Raw genomic sequence first — 19,203 nt, 5'->3', positions numbered from 1 at the left:
CTGTGCTCGTCAGCGGCGGAACCGCTGCTTGACCAGGTCCACCACCGGCTGCGCTTCCTCGGAGCGCCCCACCGGGCAAGTCCGCCGGGAACGACTCGGTCAGAGCCGTTCCAAGATCGTCGCGTTGGCCTGGCCGCCGCCCTCGCACATGGTCTGCAGGCCGAACTCCGCGCCGCTGTCGCGCAAGTGGTGCACCAGGGTCGTCATGATGCGCGCCCCGCTCGCGCCCAGCGGATGGCCGAGCGCGATGGCACCGCCCAGCGGGTTGAGCGACTTGACGTCGGCACCGATCTCGGCGAGCCAGGCCAGCGGCACCGGCGCGAACGCCTCGTTCACCTCGAAGGCACCGATTCGGTCCACCGACAACCCGCTGCGGCGCAACGCCTTCTTCGTCGCGGGGATCGGCGCGGTCAGCATGATCACCGGATCGTCCCCGGCGAGCACGGCGGTGTGCACGCGCGCCAGCGGGCGCAGGCCCAGCTGCGCGGCCTTCTCCCCGGTCATCATCAGCAGCGCCGCCGAGCCGTCGCTGATCTGCGAACTGTTCGCCGCGGTGATCACGCCGTCCTCGCGGAACGCGGGCTTGAGCCCGCCGAGCTTCTCGACGGTCCCGCCACGGCGGATGCCCTCGTCCTTGTCGACGACGGTGCCGTCGGGCAGCGCGATCGGTGCGATCTGCGCGTCGAAGGCTCCGGAATCCTGCGCGGCGGCGGCCTTCTCGTGCGAGCCGATGCTGAACTCGTCGAGCCGAGCGCGGCTGAGGCCCCAGCGCTGCGCGATCATCTCCGCGCCGATGCCCTGGTTCGGCGGTGTGCCGCCGTAGCGCTGCATCAGCCGCGTGCCGAACGGGTCTGCACCGTTGACGGTGCTGCCCATCGGCACCCGGCTCATCGACTCGATGCCGCCCGCCACGACCACGTCGTAGTGCCCGGCGACGAGCCCGGCCGCGGCGAAGTGCACCGATTGCTGCGAGGAGCCGCACTGGCGGTCCACCGTCACGCCGGTCACCGTGTCCGGCCAGCCCGCCGCGAGCACCGCGTTGCGGGCGATGTCCAGGGTCTGCTCGCCGCCTTGGCCGACGCAGCCCCACACGACGTCGTCGACGACACCGGGGTCGATGCCGGTCCGGTCCACGAGCGCGTCCAGCACTTGGGCCGACAGGTCGACCGGGTGCACTCCGGACAGCGCTCCGTTCCGCTTGCCGACCGGGGTGCGCACTGCCTCCACGATCACCGCGTCGCGCATGGCGTTCCTCCCACCGAGATAAGCAGTCAACTCTGACTGTAAACGAGGTGGCGCCGTCCGGCGTTACGCCGAACGAGCGCGGTTCACACCGGTTCGGCCGCGTACCTGGCTTTCAGCACGCCCTTGACGAGCTTGCCCGTCGGCGTGCGCGGCAACTCGTCGAGGAAGTCCACGCTGCGCGGCACCTTGTAGTGCGCGATCCGGGCGCGCACGAACTCCAGCAGCTCCCGCTCCAGCTCCGGCCCGGACTCGACGCCGGGCGCGGGCTGCACCACCGCCTTCACCGCCTCGCCCATCTCCGGATCCGGGACGCCGATGACCGCCACGTCCGCGATCCGCGGGTGCAGCGCGAGCAGATCCTCGATCTCCTGCGGGTAGATGTTCACCCCACCGGAGATGATCATGAACGCCTTCCGGTCGGTGAGGAACAGGAAGTCCTCGTCGTCCAGGTAGCCCACGTCCCCGACCGTCGCCCAGTTCTCGTGCTCCGGATGCCGGGCCGCGCGGGTCTTGTCCGCATCGCCCCAGTACTCGAACGCCTGCTCCTCGCGGTCGAAGTAGACCGTGCCGACCTGGCCGACCGGGAGCTCGACCCCGTCGTCGTCGCAGATCCGCACCGTGCCGAGCACCGATTTCCCCACCGAGCCCGGTTTCCGCTGCCACTGCTGCGAATCGATGAACGTCATGCCGATGCCCTCGGTCGAGGAGTAGTACTCGTAGAGCACCGGCCCCCACCAGTCGATCATCGCCTGCTTCACCTCCGCCGGACACGGAGCCGCGGCGTGCACCGCGACCCGGTGGCTGGAGAGGTCGTAGCGGTTCCGGACCTGCTCGGGCAGCTTCAACATCCGGATGAACATCGTCGGCACCCACTGGCTGTGCGTGGCGCCGTAGCGCTCGATCGCCCGCAGCGCCTGCTCCGGTTCGAACTTCTCCATCAGCACCACCGTGCCGCCCAGCGCGTGCGTCGAGGCGCAGTAGCGCAGCGGCGCCGCGTGGTAGATCGGCGCGGGCGAGAGGTACACCGAACCCGAGTCGATCCCGTACAGCTGCGAGGCGACCACCGTGAGGATGTCGCCCTCCTCGCCGACCTGGCGATCCGGGAGTTCCGGGCGAATCCCCTTGGGGCGCCCCGTGGTTCCCGACGAGTACAGCATGTCCGCGCCCCGCGGCTGGTCCGCGGGCGGCACCGGCGAGGACTCCGCCAGCGCCGCCTCGTAGTCGCCGTAGCCGTCGACCTCGCCGCCGAAGGCCAACCGGACCCGCACGTCCGGCGCGGACGCGGCCACTTCGGACGCCGCATCGGCGAGCGCGGCGGACGCGATCAGCGCCGCGGCTCCGGAATCGCCGACGATGTAGGAGATCTCGGCCGGGGTGAGGTGGCTGTTGACCGCGGTGACGTAGAGACCGGACCGCACGGCGGCCCAGTACACCTCGAAGGCCGGCAGCGCGTTGTCGGTCAGCAGCGCCACCACGTCGCCGCGCTCCAAGCCCGCTTCGCGCAGCGAGTGCGCCAGCCGGACCGACCGCTCCTCCAGCTCGCCGTAGGTGAGCCGATCCCCGGAACCCGCCATGATCACGGCGGGCCGGTCCGGGGCGGTCGCGGCATGGGCACCTGGATACATGCGGTTCCTCCTCGAACCTCGACCTCGCCGCGCGCCCGGCCGCCCACGCCGCGGGCCTCCGCCGCCCGGCGACGCGGCGGAGGCCACCGCGGCCCGGCGGCACCCGGCTCGGGCGCCCCGGACCAACCGAGCCTGGCACCGCCGCACGGCGGCGGTCAATGCCGACTGCTTCCGGGTCATGTTCAGTCCACCAGCGGGTACGCTGTCCCGGTGGTCGAGTCCGAAACGGCGAACGCACGCACCCCGAGCTCCGGCGGCGCACCCCGCACGCGCGAGGAACGCACCGCCGACAGCCGAGCGCTCATCCTCGACGCCGCCGTGGACTGCCTCATCGAGCACGGCTACGCCGGCGCCTCCACCCTCGTGATCCAGGCGAAGGCCGGAGTGTCCCGAGGGCGGCTGCTGCACCACTTCCCCTCGCGCGACGGGCTGCTGGTCGCCGCCGCGCAGCACCTGGCGAACACCCGGCTCGCGCAGACCCAGGTGCACGCCCAGCACAAGCTCGCCGAAGAACCCGAGGGCCCGGCGCGCGTCGACCGCTGCATCGAACTGCTGTGGGAGACCTTCCAGGAACCGCACTTCTGGGCCGCGATCGAACTGTGGACCGCCGCCCGCACCAACCCCGCGCTCGGCGCCGCGCTGCGCCCCGAGGAACGCGGGCTGCGCGCCGCGATCCGCGACGTCACCGACGGCATCTGGGGACCGGCCGTGCGCGAACACCCGCAGTACGAACTGCTCCGCGAGCTGCTGTTCACCAGCATGCGCGGCGCCGCGATGCCCTACGCCTTCGAAGACCGCTCCCCCGCCACCGACCCGCACTTGGCGCTGTGGAAGGGATTGGCCCGCAGGCTGCTGTTCGACCAGGAGTGAGCGGGTTCGGCGCCCTGGCGCGTGCGGCACCAGCTCGGTGGGTGCGTTCGCCCGTGAGTTCCGGCAGATCCTGAACGACCTCATGATGATCTTCGAAAGCACCGCGCCGCGATGGCCGCCGCGCGACAGCCGAGCACGCCCTCATCGCTCCGCCACCCCGAGAGCCGCAACCCTGTCCGGAGTGAACGGACCGTTCGTCCAATCCCGTTGGACAAGCGGTCCGTTCACCCACCGACCACCCGACTCCGCCGATGAGTGAACGGCCTGTTCGTCCAATCCCGTTGGACGAACAGGCCGTTCACTCCGAACCACAGCCGCACTGATGCACTGCTCATCGCGCCATGCGACGAATCTCCGCATGGCGCACGGGCTTTCCCGAGTGAACGGACCGTTCGTCCCATCTCGTTGGACGAACAGTCCGTTCACTCCGCGATCGCAGGTCTCGGCCGGAACCCGGAGGTGAGGTGAACGGCCCGTTCGCCCAATCCCGTTGGACGAACGGTCCGTTCACTCCGCGATCGCGGGCCTCGGCCGGAACCCGGAGGTGAGGTGAACGGCCCGTTCGCCCAATCCCGTTGGACGAACGGTCCGTTCACTCCGCGGGTCAGCGGGGTGCCATGCGGATGGAGCCGTCGAGGCGGATGACCTCGCCGTTGAGCATCGGGTTGGCGACGATGTGTTCGGCCAGAGCGCCGAATTCGTCGGGTTCGCCGAGCCGCGAGGGGTGCGGGACCTGCTCGCCGAGGGAGGCCTTGACCTCCTCGGACGCACCCGCCAGCAGCGGGGTGTTGAACAGGCCGGGTGCGATGGTGACGACCCGGATCAGGTGTTCGGCGAGGTCGCGGGCGATCGGCAGCGTCATGCCGACCACGCCGCCCTTGGAGGCGGAGTAGGCGGCCTGCCCGACCTGGCCGTCGAAGGCGGCGGCGGAGGCGGTGTTGATGATGACGCCGCGCTCCTCCCCGACCGGTTCGTGCGCGATCATCCGCTCCGCCCCGAGGCGCAGCACGTTGAACGTGCCGATCAGGTTGATGTTGATGATCTTCGTGAACGCCTCCAGCGGGAACGGGCCGCGCTTGCGGCTCACGACCCGCAGCGCGTTGCCGAGGCCGGCGCAGTTGACGACCGCGCGCAGCGGCCCGAGCTCGTCGGCCACGTCGAGCGCGGCGGCGACCTGGGTCTCGTCGGTGACGTCGGCTGCCGCGAACCGCGCGGCGGAGCCGAGTTCGGCCGCGACCTGCTCGCCCTGGGACGTCGGCAGGTCCAGCAGCACGACGCTGCCGCCCGCCGCCACCAGCCGCTTGGCGGTGGCCAGTCCGAGCCCGGACGCTCCCCCGGTGATGACGGCGACGCCACCCGCGATGTCCATGCGTTCCTCCTCGCCCCGACGGGGCCGACCGAGGCCCCAGCCAGTCAGTGATGACTGTTTTCTACGGCACGCGGGGCGCGGAGGGCAAGAACCCCCTGAGCAGTCAGGGTTGACCGCCACAGGTCGACGATCGCACCATGGACACCGGACGACGCAAGCGGTCCGCACCCTCGACGACCGGCCGCCGAACGGTTCCCCCGGCTCGCAACACCCCATCGCCGACACGCCACGGCCCCCTGCCTCGTTGTCCTGACGTCACCGGATTTCGCCGCCCCATCCGCCCCTCAACGCCGAGGAACGCCGATGCACACGCCCCAGTCCGCAGGTACCGGCATGACCAGCAGCGACCAGGTCGCCCGGCACGCGCGCAAGATCCCCGACGCGGTCGCGCTGCGCTTCGGCGAGGACGGCCGCACCTACCGCGAGCTCGACGAGCGGCTCAGCAGGCTCGCGAACGCGCTGCTGGCGCGCGGGGTGCGGCCGGGAGACCGGGTCGCGGTGCTCGGGCTCAACGGACTCGAGGTCGCGGAGGCCTACCACGCCTGCGGGCGGATCGGGGCGATCTGCGTGCCGATCAACTTCCGCCTGGTCGCCGACGAGGTCGCCTACGCGCTCACCGACAGCGGAGCCGCCGCGGTCGTCGTCGACGCGCCGCTCGCGCCCGTGCTGGGCAAGGCCCGCGAGCAGGCCGACGTGCGGACCTGCCTGGTCGTCGGCGAGGACGCCACCGCAGCCGGGCCGGGCGCGGAGCGCTACGAGGACGTGCTCGCCGCGGCCGGTCCGGAACACCCCGGCATCGACGTGGACGAACGCTCACCGGCGTACATCATGTACACCTCCGGGACCACCGGCCGCCCCAAGGGCGCGGTGCTCACCCACCACAACCTGCTGCTGCACTCGTTCAGCATGATGGCGCACCTGGGCACGCCCGTCGGGGAGCGCGTCGGGATCTCCGGCGCTCCGCTGTTCCACATCGCCGGGGTCTCCGGCATGCTGCCGAACCTGCTGCTGGGCGGGAAGACGGTGCTCTCGCGCTCCGGGCGGTTCGACCCGGCGGAGATCGTGGACGTGCTGGAGCGCGAGCGCGTCTCGGACTGCTTCTTCGTTCCCGCGCAGTGGCAGGCGATCTGCGCGGTGCCGGGCGTCGCCGAGCGCGACCTCTCCGCGCTGCACCGGATCTCCTGGGGCGCCGCCCCCGCGTCCACCACGCTGCTGCGCACGATGATCGACACGTTCCCGCAGGCCCAAGTGGTGACCTCGTTCGGCCAGACCGAGTGCAGCCCGGTCACCACGTTGCTGCGCGGTGAGGACGCGTTGCGCAAGATCGGCTCCGTCGGCACGCCGATGCTCAACGTCGAGGTCCGCGTGGTGGACGTGGCGATGAACGACGTCCCGCGCGGCGAGGTCGGCGAGATCGTCTACCGCGGCCCGACGGTGATGCGGGAGTACTGGGGCAAGCCCGCCGAGACCGCGGACGCGTTCGAAGGCGGCTGGTTCCACTCCGGCGACCTGGTGCGCGAGGACGAGGACGGCTACTACTACGTGGTCGACCGGAAGAAGGACATGATCATCTCGGGCGGGGAGAACATCTACTGCGCCGAGGTGGAGGACGTGCTCGCCGGGCACCCGAAGGTCGCCGAGGTCGCGCTGATCGGCGTGCCGGACGAGAAGTGGGGCGAGACGCCGCTGGCGGTGCTCGTGGCCCGTGACCCGGCGGACCCGCCGACGCCGCAGGACGTCGAGCGGTACTGCCGCGAGCACCTGGCCGGCTACAAGCGACCGCGCCACGTCACGATCCTGCCGGAACTGCCCCGGAATCCGAGCGGGAAGGTCCTCAAGACCCGCCTCCGGGCCGATCGCGAAGCGGGCGACCTCCCCGACGCGTGAGGGGCCGCCGATCGTGCTCCGCGCGGCGGCGGACCACGATCGGCCGCCGGTCAGTACCGGTCGCGCTGCCAGCTCGGAAGGCGGGAGTCGCCGAAGATCCGGCTGGCCTGCTCGGCGCTGGGCACGACGAACACCCCGGACGCCTCCACCAGCACCCGATCCGGTTCGTCCTGGGTGGCGATGGTGGCCTGCGGGCCGGTGCGGCGGTCGGTGATGGACTCCTCCGGAACCCACGCGGTCAGCCGCAGCGGCGTCTCCAGCGGAACGGGCCTCCGGTAGCGCAGCGACAGCGCCACGGTCATGCCGGGCCGCCCGAGGGCGGCGTGCGCGTGCCCGAGGATCTGGTCGATGAGCATCGCGCTCACCCCGCCGTGGGTGTAGCTGTGCGGCCCTTCGTAGGCGAGCCCGAGCGTGCAGGTGCCGACGACGACGCCGTCGCCGACCTCGACGCGCATCGGCGGTGCGATCGGGTTTCCCGGCCCGACCGCGGGGTTGTACATCCGCCTGCCCGGCTTGGCGTCGTCGATGGACGGCGCCGTGTGCCGGGTGCGGGAGGCCGCGCTCAGCGGCCCGGTCAGGTCCCGCGCCTGATCGGCGATCTTGCGCAAGGTCGCGGCGTCCACCTCCGTGCTGGTGGCGGCGGCGGTGAGCGCGCGCAGCGCGTCGCCGAGTTCGCGCGCCGCGCGGGCTCGGTCCTGGTCTCGGTCCTCGCCGGAGCCTTCGGGGTCGGTCTCGGCGTCGGACTGGCGGTACGGGGCGATGGCGGTGCTCTCCTTGCTGGTCGTACGAGGCGGGTGCGGTTCGGTCACTCGCCGCGCCAGACGGGGGCGCGCTTCTCGGCGAACGCGCGGGCGCCTTCCTGGGCGTCGGCCGACGCGAACACCGGCCCCACGAGGTCGGCCTGCGCGGCGAACGCCTCGGCGTCGGTCCAGCGCACCGCGCCGGAGACGATCTGCTTGGTGGCGCGCACCGCGAGCGGCCCGTTGGCGGCGACGCGCGCCGCGAGCTCCTTCGCGCCGTCGAGCGCGCCGCCCGGTTCGGTGAGGGTGTTGATCAGGCCGTGAGCGTGCGCCTTCTCCGCGGTCAGCGGGTCGCCGGTGAGCGCGATCTCCATCGCCAGCTGGTAGGGCAGCGCCTTCGGCAGCCGCAGCAGCCCTCCTGCGGCGGCGACCAGTCCGCGCTTGACCTCGGGCAGCCCGAACTTCGCCTCCCGCGAGGCGACGACGAGGTCCGCCGACAGCGCCAGCTCGCACCCTCCGGCCAGCGCCCAGCCTTCGACGGCGGCGATGAGCGGCTTCTGCGGCGGCTGTTCGGTGAGCCCGCCGAAACCGCGGCCTGGCAGCGCGGGCCGCTCTCCTCGGGTGAACGCCTTGAGGTCCATGCCCGCGCAGAACGTGCCACCCGCTCCGGTGAGGATGCCGATGACCAGGTCGCTGCGGGATTCGAACTCGTCGATGGCGGCGGCGATGCCTTCGGCGACCGACTTGTCGACGGCGTTGCGCGCCTCGGGCCGGTCGATGGTGATCACGGCGATGCCGTCGCCGAATTCGGTGCGGACGCTGTCGCTCACGTGCTGTTCTCCTCTGTTCGCTGAGGGAATCGGCCGCCTCGCCGGTGGTTCGTCCCGCTGCGGAGCGCTGCCGGACTTCGAGTGTTACCCGCCCCCGGAAAAACAGTCAAGTCAGACCGTTCCAGGTCGATACCGGGACCCACCTGGCGATCTTCTCATCCACCCCGCCCGACGACCCGCCGACCGGGACGGCGACCGACCCTCCGGGCACGGTGCGCGAAGTGGAGTGTCGGGGGCGGGAGGGATGCTGCGGGGGCTTTCCGTTTGGGGAGCGGCGAGGGGCAGGAGGTGTCGGGTGCGGCAGGTCGCGTTGCTTCGCGGGATCAACCTGGGCAAGCACAACAGGATTCCGATGGCGGGATTGCGGGAGCTGCTGGCTCGGCTCGGCTTCGACGAGGCCGGGACGCACCTGCAGAGCGGCAACGCCGTGTTCTCCGCCGACATCTCCGCCGCGGAGTCGGAACGGGTGATCTCGGCGGGCATCGCCGAGGAGTTCGGGCTGGACGTGCCCGTGGTGGTCCGGACCCGCGACGAGCTGGCCGCGGTGGTGGCCGCCGACCCGCTGGCCGAGATCGCCGCGGTTCCGGCGCAGTACCTGGTCATCTTCCTGTCCGCGCGCCCCGATCCGGCGGTGCTCGCCGAGCTCGACCCGGCGGCCTTCGCGCCGGACGAGGTGCGGTTCGGCGAGCGCGAGGTCTACGTCTGGTGCCCGGAAGGAGTGCGGAACTCGCGGGTCCCGCAGTCCTGGTGGGAACGCCGGCTCGGCGTGCGCGCCACGGCACGCAACTGGACCACGGTGACCCGGCTGCTGGAGCTCGCGAACTCCTGACCGTCCCGTTCCGGCGCGTCGCGGGACCACGGCGCGCCGCCGTCCGGCAAGGACGTTGTCCCCTACCGATGTGCCGCGCCGACCTCCGAGCCTGGAAGCAGGAGCCACGTGGTGACGCCGCACGGCCGGGCTGCGGTGTGGCCGAGGCGAGGAGGCGCAATGGGGCGAGCGGTGGGCATCGACCTGGGCACGACGAACTCCGTCGTGGCCGTGCTCGAAGGCGGCGACGCGACGGTCATCGCGAACTCGGAAGGGGCGCGCACCACGCCGTCGGTGGTGGCATTCGCCCGCAGCGGCGAACTGCTGACGGGACAACCGGCGAAGAACCAGGCGGTGACGAACGTCGACCGCACCATCCGGTCGGTCAAGCGCCACATGGGCACCGACTGGAAGACGACGATCGACGACAAGGACTACACCGCGCAGGAGATCAGCGCGCGAGTGCTGATGAAGCTCAAGCGCGACGCGGAGACCTACCTCGGCGAGGAGGTCACCGACGCGGTCGTCACCGTCCCCGCCTACTTCGACGACGCGCAGCGCCAGACCACGAAGGAAGCCGGTCAGATCGCCGGGCTCACCGTGCTGCGCATCATCAACGAGCCGACCGCCGCCGCGCTCGCCTACGGGCTGGAGAAGGGCGAGAAGGAGCAGACGATCCTGGTCTTCGACCTGGGCGGCGGCACGTTCGACGTGTCGCTGCTCGACGTGGGCGAGGGCCTGGTCGAGGTGAAGGCGACGTCCGGGGACACCGACCTCGGCGGCGACGACTGGGACCAGCGCATCGTCGACTGGCTGGTGGAGAAGTTCAAGGCGTCCTCCGGCATCGACCTCACCAAGGACAAGATGGCCTTGCAGCGGATCAAGGAAGCCGCGGAGAAGGCCAAGATCGAGCTCTCCAGCTCGTCGACCACCAACATCAACCTGCCCTACATCACGGTCGATTCCGAGAAGAACCCGATGTTCCTCGACGAGACGCTGTCCCGCGCGGAGTTCCAGCGGATCACCTCCGACCTGCTGGAGCGCACCCGCAAGCCGTTCGAGAACGCGGTGCGCGACGCGGGGATCTCGGTGCAGGACGTGGACCACGTGGTGCTGGTGGGCGGGTCGACCCGGATGCCCGCGGTCACCGAGCTCGTCAAGGAGCTCACCGGCGGCAAGGAACCGCACAAGGGCGTCAACCCCGATGAGGTCGTCGCCGTCGGCGCCGCCCTGCAGGCCGGTGTGCTGCGCGGTGAGGTCAAGGACGTCCTGCTGCTCGACGTCACCCCGCTGTCGCTCGGGATCGAGACCAAGGGCGGCATCATGACCAAGCTGATCGAGCGCAACACCACGATCCCGACGAAGCGCTCCGAGACCTTCACGACGGCCGACGACAACCAGCCGTCCGTGCAGATCCAGGTCTTCCAGGGCGAGCGCGAGATGGCCGCGCACAACAAGAAGCTCGGCAGCTTCGACCTGACCGGGCTGCCGCCCGCTCCGCGCGGGGTGCCGCAGATCGAGGTGTCCTTCGACATCGACGCCAACGGCATCGTGCACGTCAACGCGAAGGACTTGGGGACCGGCAAGGAGCAGTCCATCCAGATCTCCGGCGGCTCGGCGCTGCCGAAGGAGGACATCGACCGGATGGTCTCCGACGCCGAAGCCCACGCCGACGAGGACAAGCAGCGCCGCGACGAGGCGGAAGCCCGCAACCAGGCCGAAACCCTCGTGTACCAGACCGAGAAGGTCCTGGCCGACAACGACGAGAAGCTGCCCGCCGACGTCAAGGACCGGGTGCGCGCGGCGATCGGCGAGACCAACGAGGCGTTGCGCGGCCAGGACGTCGCCGCGATCCAGGCGGCGGTGGAGAAGCTCGCCACCGAATCCCAAGCGCTGGGCCAGGCCCTCTACAGCGACACCGAATCCCCCGCCGGCGGCGCTTCGACGGGCGGAGCCGGTGCGGGCGGCGGATCCACCGGCGGTGGTTCGGGTTCCGACGACGTGGTGGACGCGGAGATCGTCGACGAGCCCGGTACCAAGGAGTGAGCGATGGACGACGATCGCCCCGACGGCCCGCGCCGGAACTCGTTGCCGGTGCCCGCGGAACATCGCCCCGGCAGGCCGCACGTCGTGACTTCGCCCAGGACCGAACCTCCGGGGACGACTCCCCCCGCCGAAGGCGGCGGCTCGGCTGAACCCGACGAGCAGATCAGCAGGCTGCGCGGGGAGCGCGACGCCCACTTGGAGACGTTGCGCCGGGTGACGGCGGAGTTCGACAACTACCGCAAGCGGATGCTGCGGGAGCAGACCGCGCACTTGGACCGCGCGGCCGAAGGCCTGCTGCGGGACCTGCTGCCGGTGCTCGACGCCGTCGAGATCGGCGCTGCGCACAACCCGGAGGCGCTGAGCGCCGTGCACTCGCAGTTGCAGCAGACTCTCGCCGCCGAAGGCCTGCACCGCATCGACCCGCTCGGCGAACCGTTCGACCCGGCCGAGCACGAGGCGGTACCGCCCGAGCGCTCCGAGCCGCGTGCCGTGATCCCGCTGCACCGCGAGGAGATCGGCCCGGGCGCGGTGATCACCGAAGTGCTCCGGCCCGGCTACCAGGTGCACGGCCACTTGATCCGGCCCGCGCTGGTGCGCGTCGGCCACTAGCGCGCGGGACCGTTCAGCCGCAGTGAGCGCGGACCGCGTCGAGGATGAGGTCGAGCCGCCGGGCCGTCTTCTCCGGGGCGGCCTCGGCCGCGGCGGAGAAGAACACCCCGAGCAGCAGGGCGACGACGTCGTCGGCCGCCACGTCGGCGCGCAGCGAACCGGCGCGCACCCCGGCCGCGAGGATCGACTCGATCGCGGTGGTGATCCGCTCCCTCGTGGCGGGTGCGGCCATGCTGCCGGATTCCCACCCGGCGCGGAGCGTGTCGAGCATCCCGCGCTTCGTGGCGACGAAGGCCGCATACCGCTCCATCCACGCGCGCAGCGCCGCGTCGGGCGGCAGTTCGTCGAGCAGGGCGGTGGCGCTGGCGACCACGTCGTCGAGCTCGGCCGCGTAGACGGCCTCGACGAGCGCTTCGCGGGTCGGGAAGTGGCGGTAGAGGGTGCCGATGCCGACGCCCGCGTCGCGAGCGACGGCCTCCAGCGAGACGGTGCCCTCGGCGTCGGTGAACGCGGCGCATGCGGCGGCGAGGACCTTCTCGCGGTTGCGGCGCGCGTCGGCGCGGGCTGGACGGGTGTGCGCCGGGTCAGGCTCGGTCAAAATGGAGGACCCTCCGTCTGTGCTACGGTCGCCATTACCGGAGGCGCCTCCGCCTCCTTCTCCCATCATCTCACCTGTGAGGACCGACCATGACTTCACCCACCTCTTCCTCTGGCGCGGCACGGCCCGGCGGTGTCGGCCACCTCGCGGGCCGCACCGTGGCGCGGATCGGCTACGGAGCGATGCAGCTCGAACGACTGCGCGGCGACCGCCCGGCAGGTCTCGCGATCCTGCGCCGCGCCCTCGAACTCGGCGTCGACCACATCGACACCGCGCAGTTCTACGGGGACGGCTTCGCCAACGACGTCATCCGCGAGGCCGCCCGCGACGGCGTGCTCGTCGCCAGCAAGCTCGGCGCCACCCCCGACTCCGGCGGCCCGCTGCCCCTGCGCCTCGCGCAGCGTCCGGAAGAACTGCGCGCGGATCTCGAAGCCAACCTCGCGAGCCTCGGGCTCGACCGGATTCCCCTGGTCAACCTGCGGCGCGCGGACGTCGGCCCCGGACTGATCGCCGACGGCGACCAGCGGGTCGGCATCGACGACCAGCTCGCGGCGCTCACCGCGATGCGCGACGAGGGCAAGATCGGCGCGATCGGCCTCAGCAACGTCACCCTCGACGATCTGCGCCGCGCGCTCCCGGCGGGCATCGCCTGCGTGCAGAACGCTTACAGCCTGGTGGCCCGCAACGACGAGGAACTCTTGCGGCTCTGCGAGGCGCAGGACATCGCCTGGGTTCCGTTCTTCCCGCTGGGCAGCGCCTTCCCCGGCATGCCGAAGGTGACCGACGAACCCGCCGTCATCGCCGCCGCGCGCGCTTCGGGCAGCACGCCTTCGCAGATCGGCCTCGCCTGGCTGCTGCACCGCGCCCCGAACGTGCTGCTCATCCCGGGCACCGCGACCCTCCGGCACCTCGAGGAGAACATCGCCGCGGGTGCGATCACCCTCGACGAGGCGACCCTCGCCTCGCTCAACGCGATCACGACCAAGCACGGCGACATCATCGGCCGTTGAGGCAGATCGCCTCATCCGGCACGCGCCTTCTCCAGCGACCGACGCGATTTCCATGAAAACAAGCAACGCGCAAATCAATTACCCGGAAAACAATAAACCGCCAGTCGCATCTTGAGCACGCTGCGCACATGAACATCCGGATTCGACTTCATCAGGGCGTTACGTGACGGTAATCATCTCGATCAAGTCTTGTGGGCTCTTTTCGGGCTACTAGAGTCCTCGCCCCAGAAGGGGAAGAAAACGATCCACCCTTCCGCGAGGAACCCCGAAAAGGAGTTGCATGACCACCAAGCGCGCGGCACGCTCGCTCGGCATTTCCCTGCTCGGCGTGAGCACGGTGCTGGCACCCGCGATCACCACCGGCACCGCCCAGGCGCACGGGTTCACCGAGAACCCGCCGAGCCGCCAGGCCGCGTGCGCCGCCGGTTCGGCGGGCGAGTGCGGCCCGATCCAGTGGGAGCCGCAAAGCGTGGAGGGCCCCGGGAGCTTCCCGGAGCAGGGCCCGGCCGACGGGCACCTGTGCAGCGCCGACAATCCGTCGTTCCAGCAGCTCGACGACCCGCGCGGCGGCGGCTGGCCGGCCACGGACCTCCAGTCCGGGCAGAACGTGCGATTCCACTGGAAGAACACCGCTTCGCACCCGACCGAGGTCTACCGGTACTTCATCACCAAGGACGGATGGGACCCGGCCAAGCCGCTGACCAGGGATCAGCTCGAACCCGCCCCCTTCGGCACGGTGGATTACGGCGGCCGGACGCCCGGTGACGTCGAAGCCCACGACGTGCGGCTGCCCGAGGGCAAGCAGGGCAGGCACGTGATCTTCGCGGCGTGGGAGATCGCCGACACCGACAACGCTTTCTACAGCTGCTCCGACGTCGACCTCGGCTGACGAGGAATCCGCACGGCCGGAGCGGGGAACCGTCGGCCACCGTGCGAACGGTTCCCCGCTCCGGCGACAATTCCAGGGCGAATCACCGGATGGGAATGCGTCCCTGAAAAGCTCCGCACGCGCGCGGAACGAAGGCGCTTCCTCTGATTCCGGTCACCCGTTCTCCGATTCCGCGAAATCGCGCGTCGCCGAAGCGACGAGCGAGCGGTTCGACCGGTTCACGGGTGCAGGACGAGCTTGCCGACGTGGTTGCGGCGGGCCAGTTCCTCCTGTGCCCGGGCGGCTTGCTCCAGCGCGAACGTCGCGGCGATCACGGGCTGGACCTCGGCCCGGCGGGCGAGTCCCACGAGCAGGTCGAAGTGGGCGGGCGTGTGCATCGCGGAGCCGATCACCTGCGCGTTGTGCAGGTAGAGGCGGCGCACGTCCAGGGTCGTGCGGTATCCGCCGAGCGCGCCCGCGATCACCCACCGGCCGCCTTCCCGCAGCAGCGCAACCCCTTCGCTCACCAGGTCTCCCGCCACGACGTCGAGCGCGACGTCGACGCCACCGGGCGCGGCGGCGCGGAGCTGGTCGACGACGTCGCCCGCGCGGTCGACGACGGCGTGCGCGCCCGCCTCCCGCACCGCCCGGATCTTGGATCCGCTGCTGATCGCGAGGACCGTCGCCCCGCGAGCACGGGCGAGCTGCACCAGCGCGATGCCGACGCCGCCGGAGGCGCCGGAGACCAGCACCGTCTCGCCCGCCCGCACCCGGCCCCGCTCGATCATGCCCAGCGCGGTGCCGTACGCGGTCGGCAGCGCCGCGATCTGGTCGTCGGTGAGCGGGGAGTCGGTGACGTCGTGGACCCGCCGCGCCGGTGCGGTCACGTACTCGGCGTAGCCGCCGTCGCGTTCGCTGCCCATCAGCCCGACCGGGTTCGCGTCCGGGCCGTCGGCGTCGTAGATCGCCGGGTCGACGACCACTCGGCGGCCGACGAGGTCGTCGGCCACGCCCGCGCCGACCGCGACGATCCGCCCCGCCACGTCGGCGCCCTGGATCCGCGGGAAGTCGATGGGGCCGCGCCAGCCCGACAGCGCCTCGGGGTCGTCCGGACGGCCGTAGGCACCGCCCCTGGTCCACAGGTCAGTGTTGTTCAACGCCACCGAAGCGACCCGCACCAGCACTTCCCCTTCGCCCGCGGCGGGCACTGCCGCTTCCACCGGTTCGAGAACCTCCGGTCCCCCGTGCATCGTGATCCGGACCGCGCGCATGGTCTCGGGCATGCCCATCGTGAACCTCCCTAGGTATACTGATCGGTGAACCTCCGCCCACGGTACACCGACCTGTGAAGTGAGCTCGATGCAGGAAGCACGCCCCCTGACAGCGGCCGGGAGCCGCATCGCGACGGCCGCCGAGGAACTGTTCTACGCCAACGGGATCACCGCGGTCGGCGTTGACCTGATCGCCGAACGCTCCGGCGTCACCAAGCGAACCCTCTACAACCAGTTCGGGTCCAAGGACCGGCTCGTCGCGATCTACCTGGCGCAACGCGGCGAGCGCTGGCGGTCGCTGGTGCGCGCCACCGCGGACGCCTGCGAAGATCCCGCCGAGGCCGTCACCGCGCCCTTCGAAGCGCTGCGGACCTGGAGCGCGACCCACGCCCGCGGCTGCGCGTTCACCAACGCGCTGGCCGAGATCCCGGACCCCGCGCACCCGGCGCACGGCATCATCGCGGACCAGAAGTCCTGGTTGCGGGACCTCTTCGAGGAGCTCGCCACCGCCGCCGGCTGCCCGGACCCCGGCACCCTCGCCACCCGGCTCCTCCTCCTGCACGAGGGCGCGCTGGCGATGCAGCCACTCCCCCTCGACACCCTCGCGGACGCCATCGAGCTCGCGCGCGTCCTGGTCCGCTCGGACACCTCGCGCTGACGCACCGGCGGCGACCGGGCACGCATCGTCCCGGTCGCCGTCGCACCTCGCGTTCTCGCGGAGTCACCGGCCCCACCGGACCGGCGGCGGACAGCGGTCAGCTCGCCCGGACTGCCAGGCGGTGCAGCCGGAGCGCGGACAGCAGGAAGAAGATGCCGCCCAGCAGCGCATAACCGGCGATGGAGCCGAGCGAGGCGTCCGGCCCGTCGGCCATCAGGACGAAGCCGGCGCCCGCGATCGTGGAGATGCCCCCGCTGAGGATCATCGGCCACTGGCCGCCGAGCCGGTAGCGCAGGATCGCGACGAGCAGCTGCACGAGGCCCGCGGTGATCGCCCACGCCCCCCACACCCGCAGCACGCCGGGGATGCCGACGGGGATCGCGACGACCAGACCTGCCGCGGTGAGCAGGCTCAGCCCCATGTTGACGTAGAGCGGCGCCTTCGGTCGGCCGGCGCCCGACGAGCGGAAGTCGAGCACCGCCGCCGCCATGTCGAACAGCGGGTAGAGCACCAGCAGGACGATGACCGCCGGGCCGAGGGTCCCGGCCAGCACCGCCATCAGCGCTGCCCAGACCAGCGCGAATCCGAACCGGACGTAGTACAGCGCGCGCAGCGACTTGGTGGCCTCGGCGGCGGCCGTGCCGGTGCCGTCGGCTCGGGCGGCTGTTGCGGAGCTGGACATCGGAGCCCTCCCAGGGTGCGGTGTTCCGTTCCATCAGGGAGATAGAACGGTCGGTACACTTGGCCTGCATCACCCGTCGCGCCGCGTCAAGACCGACCGTTCTATCTGCTAACCTCGCGGCGGCACTCCAGCGAAACGAACGGAGGACGGATGTCGGAGGCACGGGCTCGCCTGCTCGACGCGGCGACGGAGCTCTTCTACGCCGAAGGCCTGCACTCCGTGGGGGTCGATCGCGTCATCGCCCGAGCGCAGGTCACGCGCGCCACGCTCTACCGGCACTTCCCCAGCAAGGACGACCTGCTCGTCGCATACCTGTCCCGCGCCGACGAGGCCATCCGGGCGCGGACGGAGCAGGCGCGCGCCACCGGCACCGATCCGGACGACGTCGTGCGAGCCGTCGGCCGAGCCGTCACCGACGACATCCGGGGACCGGGATTCCGGGGCTGCGCGTTCCTCAACGCCGCCGCCGAGTACCCCGACCCGGAACACCCCGTCCACCAGGCAGTCCAGGCGCACCGGCAGTGGTACCTGGCGACGATGGTCGACCTGTTCACCGGCATCGGGAAGATCGACCCGGCCCCCGCCGCCCGGCACTTCGTGATGCTGCGCGACGGCGCGATGGCCGCGGGCTGCCTGACCGACCCGCAACCCGTGTGCGACACGTTCACGCGCGGAGTCGAGGGGCTGCTCACCTTCCGCAGCCGCGCGGAGCCCGAATCCTGACCTGAACGCGCGCGAACGGCCCGCCCTCCCGGCGAAGGGAGGACGGGCCGTTCGGGTGCGGCGGTCAGCCCAGGAACTTCTCCAGGGCGTCGGCTCCGGCGGAGGCTCCGCCCCCGGCGAGGACGGCCTCGCGCATCTCGGCCAGGTTGGCGCGGATCCGCTCGTCCGCTGCGACCTCGTCCACGGTCGTGCGCAGCAGCTCCGGCGTGAGGTCCGCGGCCTGCAAGCGCTTGCCGAGGCCGAGCTCTTCGGCGCGGTCGGCGTTGGCCTCCTGCTCCGGCATCTGCGGAACGGCGATCGGCGGCACGCCGTAGTACAGCGTCTCCATCGTCGAGTTCATGCCGGTGTGGGTGAGGAACGCGGCGGCGTGCTGGAGCACCGCGGGCTGCGGGAAGCTCGGGCGCACGTCGAAGTTCTCCGGGATCTCGCCCAGGTCCGCGACGTCGACGACCTTGCCGATGGACATCGCGACCTGCCAGCCGGAGTCCCGGAACGCCTCGATGCACAGCTGGAAGAAGTCCGGGCGCTGGTTGAACACGGTGCCCAGCGAGATGAACAGCAGCGGCGACTCGGGGTGCGCCGGCTTCCAGTCGACGATGCCGCGCTGACCGACCGACGGGCCGATGAACTCGAACCGGTCGTCGAAGGTCTCCGGGCGCAGCTGGAACTTCTTCGGCAGGAACACCAGGTTCAGCGGCGACGGCGGCGCCTGGCCGAACGCGGCCGGGTCGAAGCTCACCCCGAACTCGGTGGTGATCTCCTTGAGCCGAGCCATGAAATCCTGCAGGACCGGGTGGCTCGGGTCGAACGCGTCCTCGTCCTCGTTCGTCATGATGTCGCGCAGCGAGAACTCCTCGTTGCCCGCGAAGTGCGGCACCAGCGCGACTTCCGGCACGCCGAGCTTCTCGGCGAGCATCCGGCCGGTGAGCTCGCCCTGGTCGAAGCACACCGCGTCCGGCCGGTCCTGCTCGAAGTGCGCCAGCAGCTTCGGGAAGGACTCCCGGACGTCCTTCAACCGGAATTCGAGCAGCGGGGCCATGGCTTCGGGCGTGAACTTCGTGAAGTTCGTGGGCATCTCGGGCATCACGGTGCCGGTGTCGAGCAGCCCCGCACCGACCGCCTGGACGGCGGCGTGGAATTCGGGGCCGATGGCGTAGGTGACGCGGTGCCCGCGCCGGACGAGCTCCTCCACCAGCGGCAAGGTCGGATTGACGTGCCCGTGCGCGGTCATGCTGACGAACGCGAAGTGCTTGCTCATGTTCCCCTCGGGATGCCCCTTGCCCGGTCGGCCGCATCGCCGCACCCGGATGACGGCGCCCATGTTCCTCCGAACGCCACGCACGGCAAAGGTGTTTTCCGCGACG

The 19,203-nt window shown here is 71.2% G+C and carries 18 protein-coding genes; 9 read left to right on the top strand and 9 right to left on the bottom strand.

Annotated elements, in window-relative coordinates:
• Positions 1-99: 99 nt before the first annotated feature.
• Together BJ969_RS12595 and BJ969_RS12590 are read right to left on the bottom strand one after the other, a co-directional pair.
• Entirely contained in the window at positions 100-1,245 is a 1,146-nt protein-coding gene (locus BJ969_RS12595) for a thiolase family protein (RefSeq protein ID WP_184479124.1), read from the bottom strand.
• An 83-nt stretch (positions 1,246-1,328) separates the two neighbouring features.
• The gene (locus BJ969_RS12590; protein WP_184479123.1) at positions 1,329-2,870 is read right to left on the bottom strand and encodes an acyl-CoA synthetase; all 1,542 of its coding nucleotides are present in this window, start codon (positions 2,868-2,870) and stop codon (positions 1,329-1,331) included.
• Between the two features lie 210 nt (positions 2,871-3,080).
• Between BJ969_RS12590 and BJ969_RS12585 the strand changes: the two genes are divergently transcribed.
• The gene (locus BJ969_RS12585; protein ID WP_343071363.1) at positions 3,081-3,740 is read left to right on the top strand and encodes a TetR/AcrR family transcriptional regulator; all 660 of its coding nucleotides are present in this window, start codon (positions 3,081-3,083) and stop codon (positions 3,738-3,740) included.
• A gap of 604 nt (positions 3,741-4,344) precedes the next feature.
• Here BJ969_RS12585 and BJ969_RS12580 read toward each other — a convergent pair.
• Positions 4,345-5,109 carry a 3-hydroxyacyl-CoA dehydrogenase gene (locus BJ969_RS12580; protein WP_184479121.1) on the bottom strand — a complete coding sequence of 255 codons (765 nt, stop codon included), beginning with the start codon at positions 5,107-5,109 and terminating at the stop codon, positions 4,345-4,347.
• Positions 5,110-5,412: 303 nt separating this feature from the next.
• Between BJ969_RS12580 and BJ969_RS12575 the strand changes: the two genes are divergently transcribed.
• Positions 5,413-6,996, top strand: a complete 1,584-nt coding sequence (locus BJ969_RS12575) for a long-chain-fatty-acid--CoA ligase (protein ID WP_246456773.1) — start codon at positions 5,413-5,415, stop codon at positions 6,994-6,996.
• Between the two features lie 50 nt (positions 6,997-7,046).
• Here BJ969_RS12575 and BJ969_RS30820 read toward each other — a convergent pair whose 3' ends face one another.
• Positions 7,047-7,805: a PaaI family thioesterase gene (locus tag BJ969_RS30820; RefSeq protein ID WP_343071362.1), complete on the bottom strand. Its 759-nt coding sequence runs from the start codon at positions 7,803-7,805 to the stop codon at positions 7,047-7,049.
• Positions 7,802-8,566, bottom strand: a complete 765-nt coding sequence (locus BJ969_RS12565; RefSeq protein WP_184479120.1) for a crotonase/enoyl-CoA hydratase family protein — start codon at positions 8,564-8,566, stop codon at positions 7,802-7,804. Before BJ969_RS12565 ends, BJ969_RS30820 begins: the two co-directional genes overlap by 4 nt.
• A 295-nt stretch (positions 8,567-8,861) precedes the next feature.
• On the opposite strand from BJ969_RS12565, the gene BJ969_RS12560 reads away from it, so the two are divergent.
• From BJ969_RS12560 to BJ969_RS12550, 3 genes are all read left to right on the top strand, one after another.
• On the top strand, positions 8,862-9,395 hold the full coding sequence (locus tag BJ969_RS12560; protein ID WP_343071361.1) for a DUF1697 domain-containing protein: 534 nt from the start codon (positions 8,862-8,864) through the stop codon (positions 9,393-9,395).
• A 159-nt stretch (positions 9,396-9,554) separates the two neighbouring features.
• Positions 9,555-11,420, top strand: coding sequence for a molecular chaperone DnaK (dnaK, locus tag BJ969_RS12555; protein ID WP_184479118.1), 1,866 nt, complete (start codon positions 9,555-9,557; stop codon positions 11,418-11,420).
• 3 nt (positions 11,421-11,423) lie between these two features.
• Positions 11,424-12,029, top strand: a complete 606-nt coding sequence (locus BJ969_RS12550) for a nucleotide exchange factor GrpE (protein WP_184479117.1) — start codon at positions 11,424-11,426, stop codon at positions 12,027-12,029.
• A 13-nt stretch (positions 12,030-12,042) separates the two neighbouring features.
• Here the strand turns inward: BJ969_RS12550 and BJ969_RS12545 are convergent, their stop codons facing one another.
• Positions 12,043-12,627, bottom strand: a complete 585-nt coding sequence (locus tag BJ969_RS12545; protein WP_246456764.1) for a TetR/AcrR family transcriptional regulator — start codon at positions 12,625-12,627, stop codon at positions 12,043-12,045.
• Positions 12,628-12,716: 89 nt separating this feature from the next.
• Here BJ969_RS12545 and BJ969_RS12540 point away from each other — a divergent pair, with 89 nt between their 5' ends.
• Both BJ969_RS12540 and BJ969_RS12535 read left to right on the top strand, forming a co-directional pair.
• A complete protein-coding gene (locus tag BJ969_RS12540; protein WP_184479115.1) occupies positions 12,717-13,637 on the top strand; it encodes an aldo/keto reductase in 921 nt (306 codons plus the stop codon).
• A gap of 280 nt (positions 13,638-13,917) precedes the next feature.
• Positions 13,918-14,526, top strand: coding sequence for a lytic polysaccharide monooxygenase auxiliary activity family 9 protein (locus BJ969_RS12535; protein WP_184479114.1), 609 nt, complete (start codon positions 13,918-13,920; stop codon positions 14,524-14,526).
• A 218-nt stretch (positions 14,527-14,744) separates the two neighbouring features.
• Here the strand turns inward: BJ969_RS12535 and BJ969_RS12530 are convergent, their stop codons facing one another.
• Positions 14,745-15,794, bottom strand: a complete 1,050-nt coding sequence (locus BJ969_RS12530) for a zinc-binding dehydrogenase (protein ID WP_184479113.1) — start codon at positions 15,792-15,794, stop codon at positions 14,745-14,747.
• A gap of 70 nt (positions 15,795-15,864) precedes the next feature.
• Between BJ969_RS12530 and BJ969_RS12525 the strand changes: the two genes are divergently transcribed.
• The gene (locus tag BJ969_RS12525) at positions 15,865-16,434 is read left to right on the top strand and encodes a TetR/AcrR family transcriptional regulator (protein ID WP_184479112.1); all 570 of its coding nucleotides are present in this window, start codon (positions 15,865-15,867) and stop codon (positions 16,432-16,434) included.
• 97 nt (positions 16,435-16,531) lie between these two features.
• Here the strand turns inward: BJ969_RS12525 and BJ969_RS12520 are convergent, their stop codons facing one another.
• Positions 16,532-17,116, bottom strand: coding sequence for a hypothetical protein (locus BJ969_RS12520; RefSeq protein WP_184479111.1), 585 nt, complete (start codon positions 17,114-17,116; stop codon positions 16,532-16,534).
• 150 nt (positions 17,117-17,266) lie between these two features.
• Between BJ969_RS12520 and BJ969_RS12515 the strand changes: the two genes are divergently transcribed.
• Positions 17,267-17,839, top strand: coding sequence for a TetR/AcrR family transcriptional regulator (locus BJ969_RS12515; protein WP_184479110.1), 573 nt, complete (start codon positions 17,267-17,269; stop codon positions 17,837-17,839).
• A 64-nt stretch (positions 17,840-17,903) separates the two neighbouring features.
• Here the strand turns inward: BJ969_RS12515 and BJ969_RS12510 are convergent, their stop codons facing one another.
• Positions 17,904-19,097: a macrolide family glycosyltransferase gene (locus BJ969_RS12510; protein WP_184479109.1), complete on the bottom strand. Its 1,194-nt coding sequence runs from the start codon at positions 19,095-19,097 to the stop codon at positions 17,904-17,906.
• Between the last annotated feature and the right edge of the window lie 106 nt (positions 19,098-19,203).

This window comes from Saccharopolyspora gloriosae (genome assembly GCF_014203325.1).
In the GTDB taxonomy this organism is placed as follows: domain Bacteria; phylum Actinomycetota; class Actinomycetes; order Mycobacteriales; family Pseudonocardiaceae; genus Saccharopolyspora_C; species Saccharopolyspora_C gloriosae.
This window is presented reverse-complemented; position numbering and strand designations above follow the sequence as displayed.

Excerpts from the sequence above, each read along its gene's own strand:
- BJ969_RS12550 (WP_184479117.1), top strand. The coding sequence starts at position 11,424 with ATGGACGACGATCGCCCCGACGGCCCGCGCCGGAACTCGTTGCCGGTG.
- BJ969_RS12595 (WP_184479124.1), bottom strand. The coding sequence starts at position 1,245 with ATGCGCGACGCGGTGATCGTGGAGGCAGTGCGCACCCCGGTCGGCAAG.
- BJ969_RS12525 (WP_184479112.1), top strand. The coding sequence starts at position 15,865 with ATGCAGGAAGCACGCCCCCTGACAGCGGCCGGGAGCCGCATCGCGACG.
- BJ969_RS12590 (WP_184479123.1), bottom strand. The coding sequence starts at position 2,870 with ATGTATCCAGGTGCCCATGCCGCGACCGCCCCGGACCGGCCCGCCGTG.
- BJ969_RS12580 (WP_184479121.1), bottom strand. The coding sequence starts at position 5,109 with ATGGACATCGCGGGTGGCGTCGCCGTCATCACCGGGGGAGCGTCCGGG.
- BJ969_RS12530 (WP_184479113.1), bottom strand. The coding sequence starts at position 15,794 with ATGGGCATGCCCGAGACCATGCGCGCGGTCCGGATCACGATGCACGGG.
- BJ969_RS12575 (WP_246456773.1), top strand. The coding sequence starts at position 5,413 with ATGCACACGCCCCAGTCCGCAGGTACCGGCATGACCAGCAGCGACCAG.
- dnaK (WP_184479118.1), top strand. The coding sequence starts at position 9,555 with ATGGGGCGAGCGGTGGGCATCGACCTGGGCACGACGAACTCCGTCGTG.
- BJ969_RS12520 (WP_184479111.1), bottom strand. The coding sequence starts at position 17,116 with ATGTCCAGCTCCGCAACAGCCGCCCGAGCCGACGGCACCGGCACGGCC.
- BJ969_RS12540 (WP_184479115.1), top strand. The coding sequence starts at position 12,717 with ATGACTTCACCCACCTCTTCCTCTGGCGCGGCACGGCCCGGCGGTGTC.
- BJ969_RS12510 (WP_184479109.1), bottom strand. The coding sequence starts at position 19,097 with ATGAGCAAGCACTTCGCGTTCGTCAGCATGACCGCGCACGGGCACGTC.
- BJ969_RS12515 (WP_184479110.1), top strand. The coding sequence starts at position 17,267 with ATGTCGGAGGCACGGGCTCGCCTGCTCGACGCGGCGACGGAGCTCTTC.
- BJ969_RS12535 (WP_184479114.1), top strand. The coding sequence starts at position 13,918 with ATGACCACCAAGCGCGCGGCACGCTCGCTCGGCATTTCCCTGCTCGGC.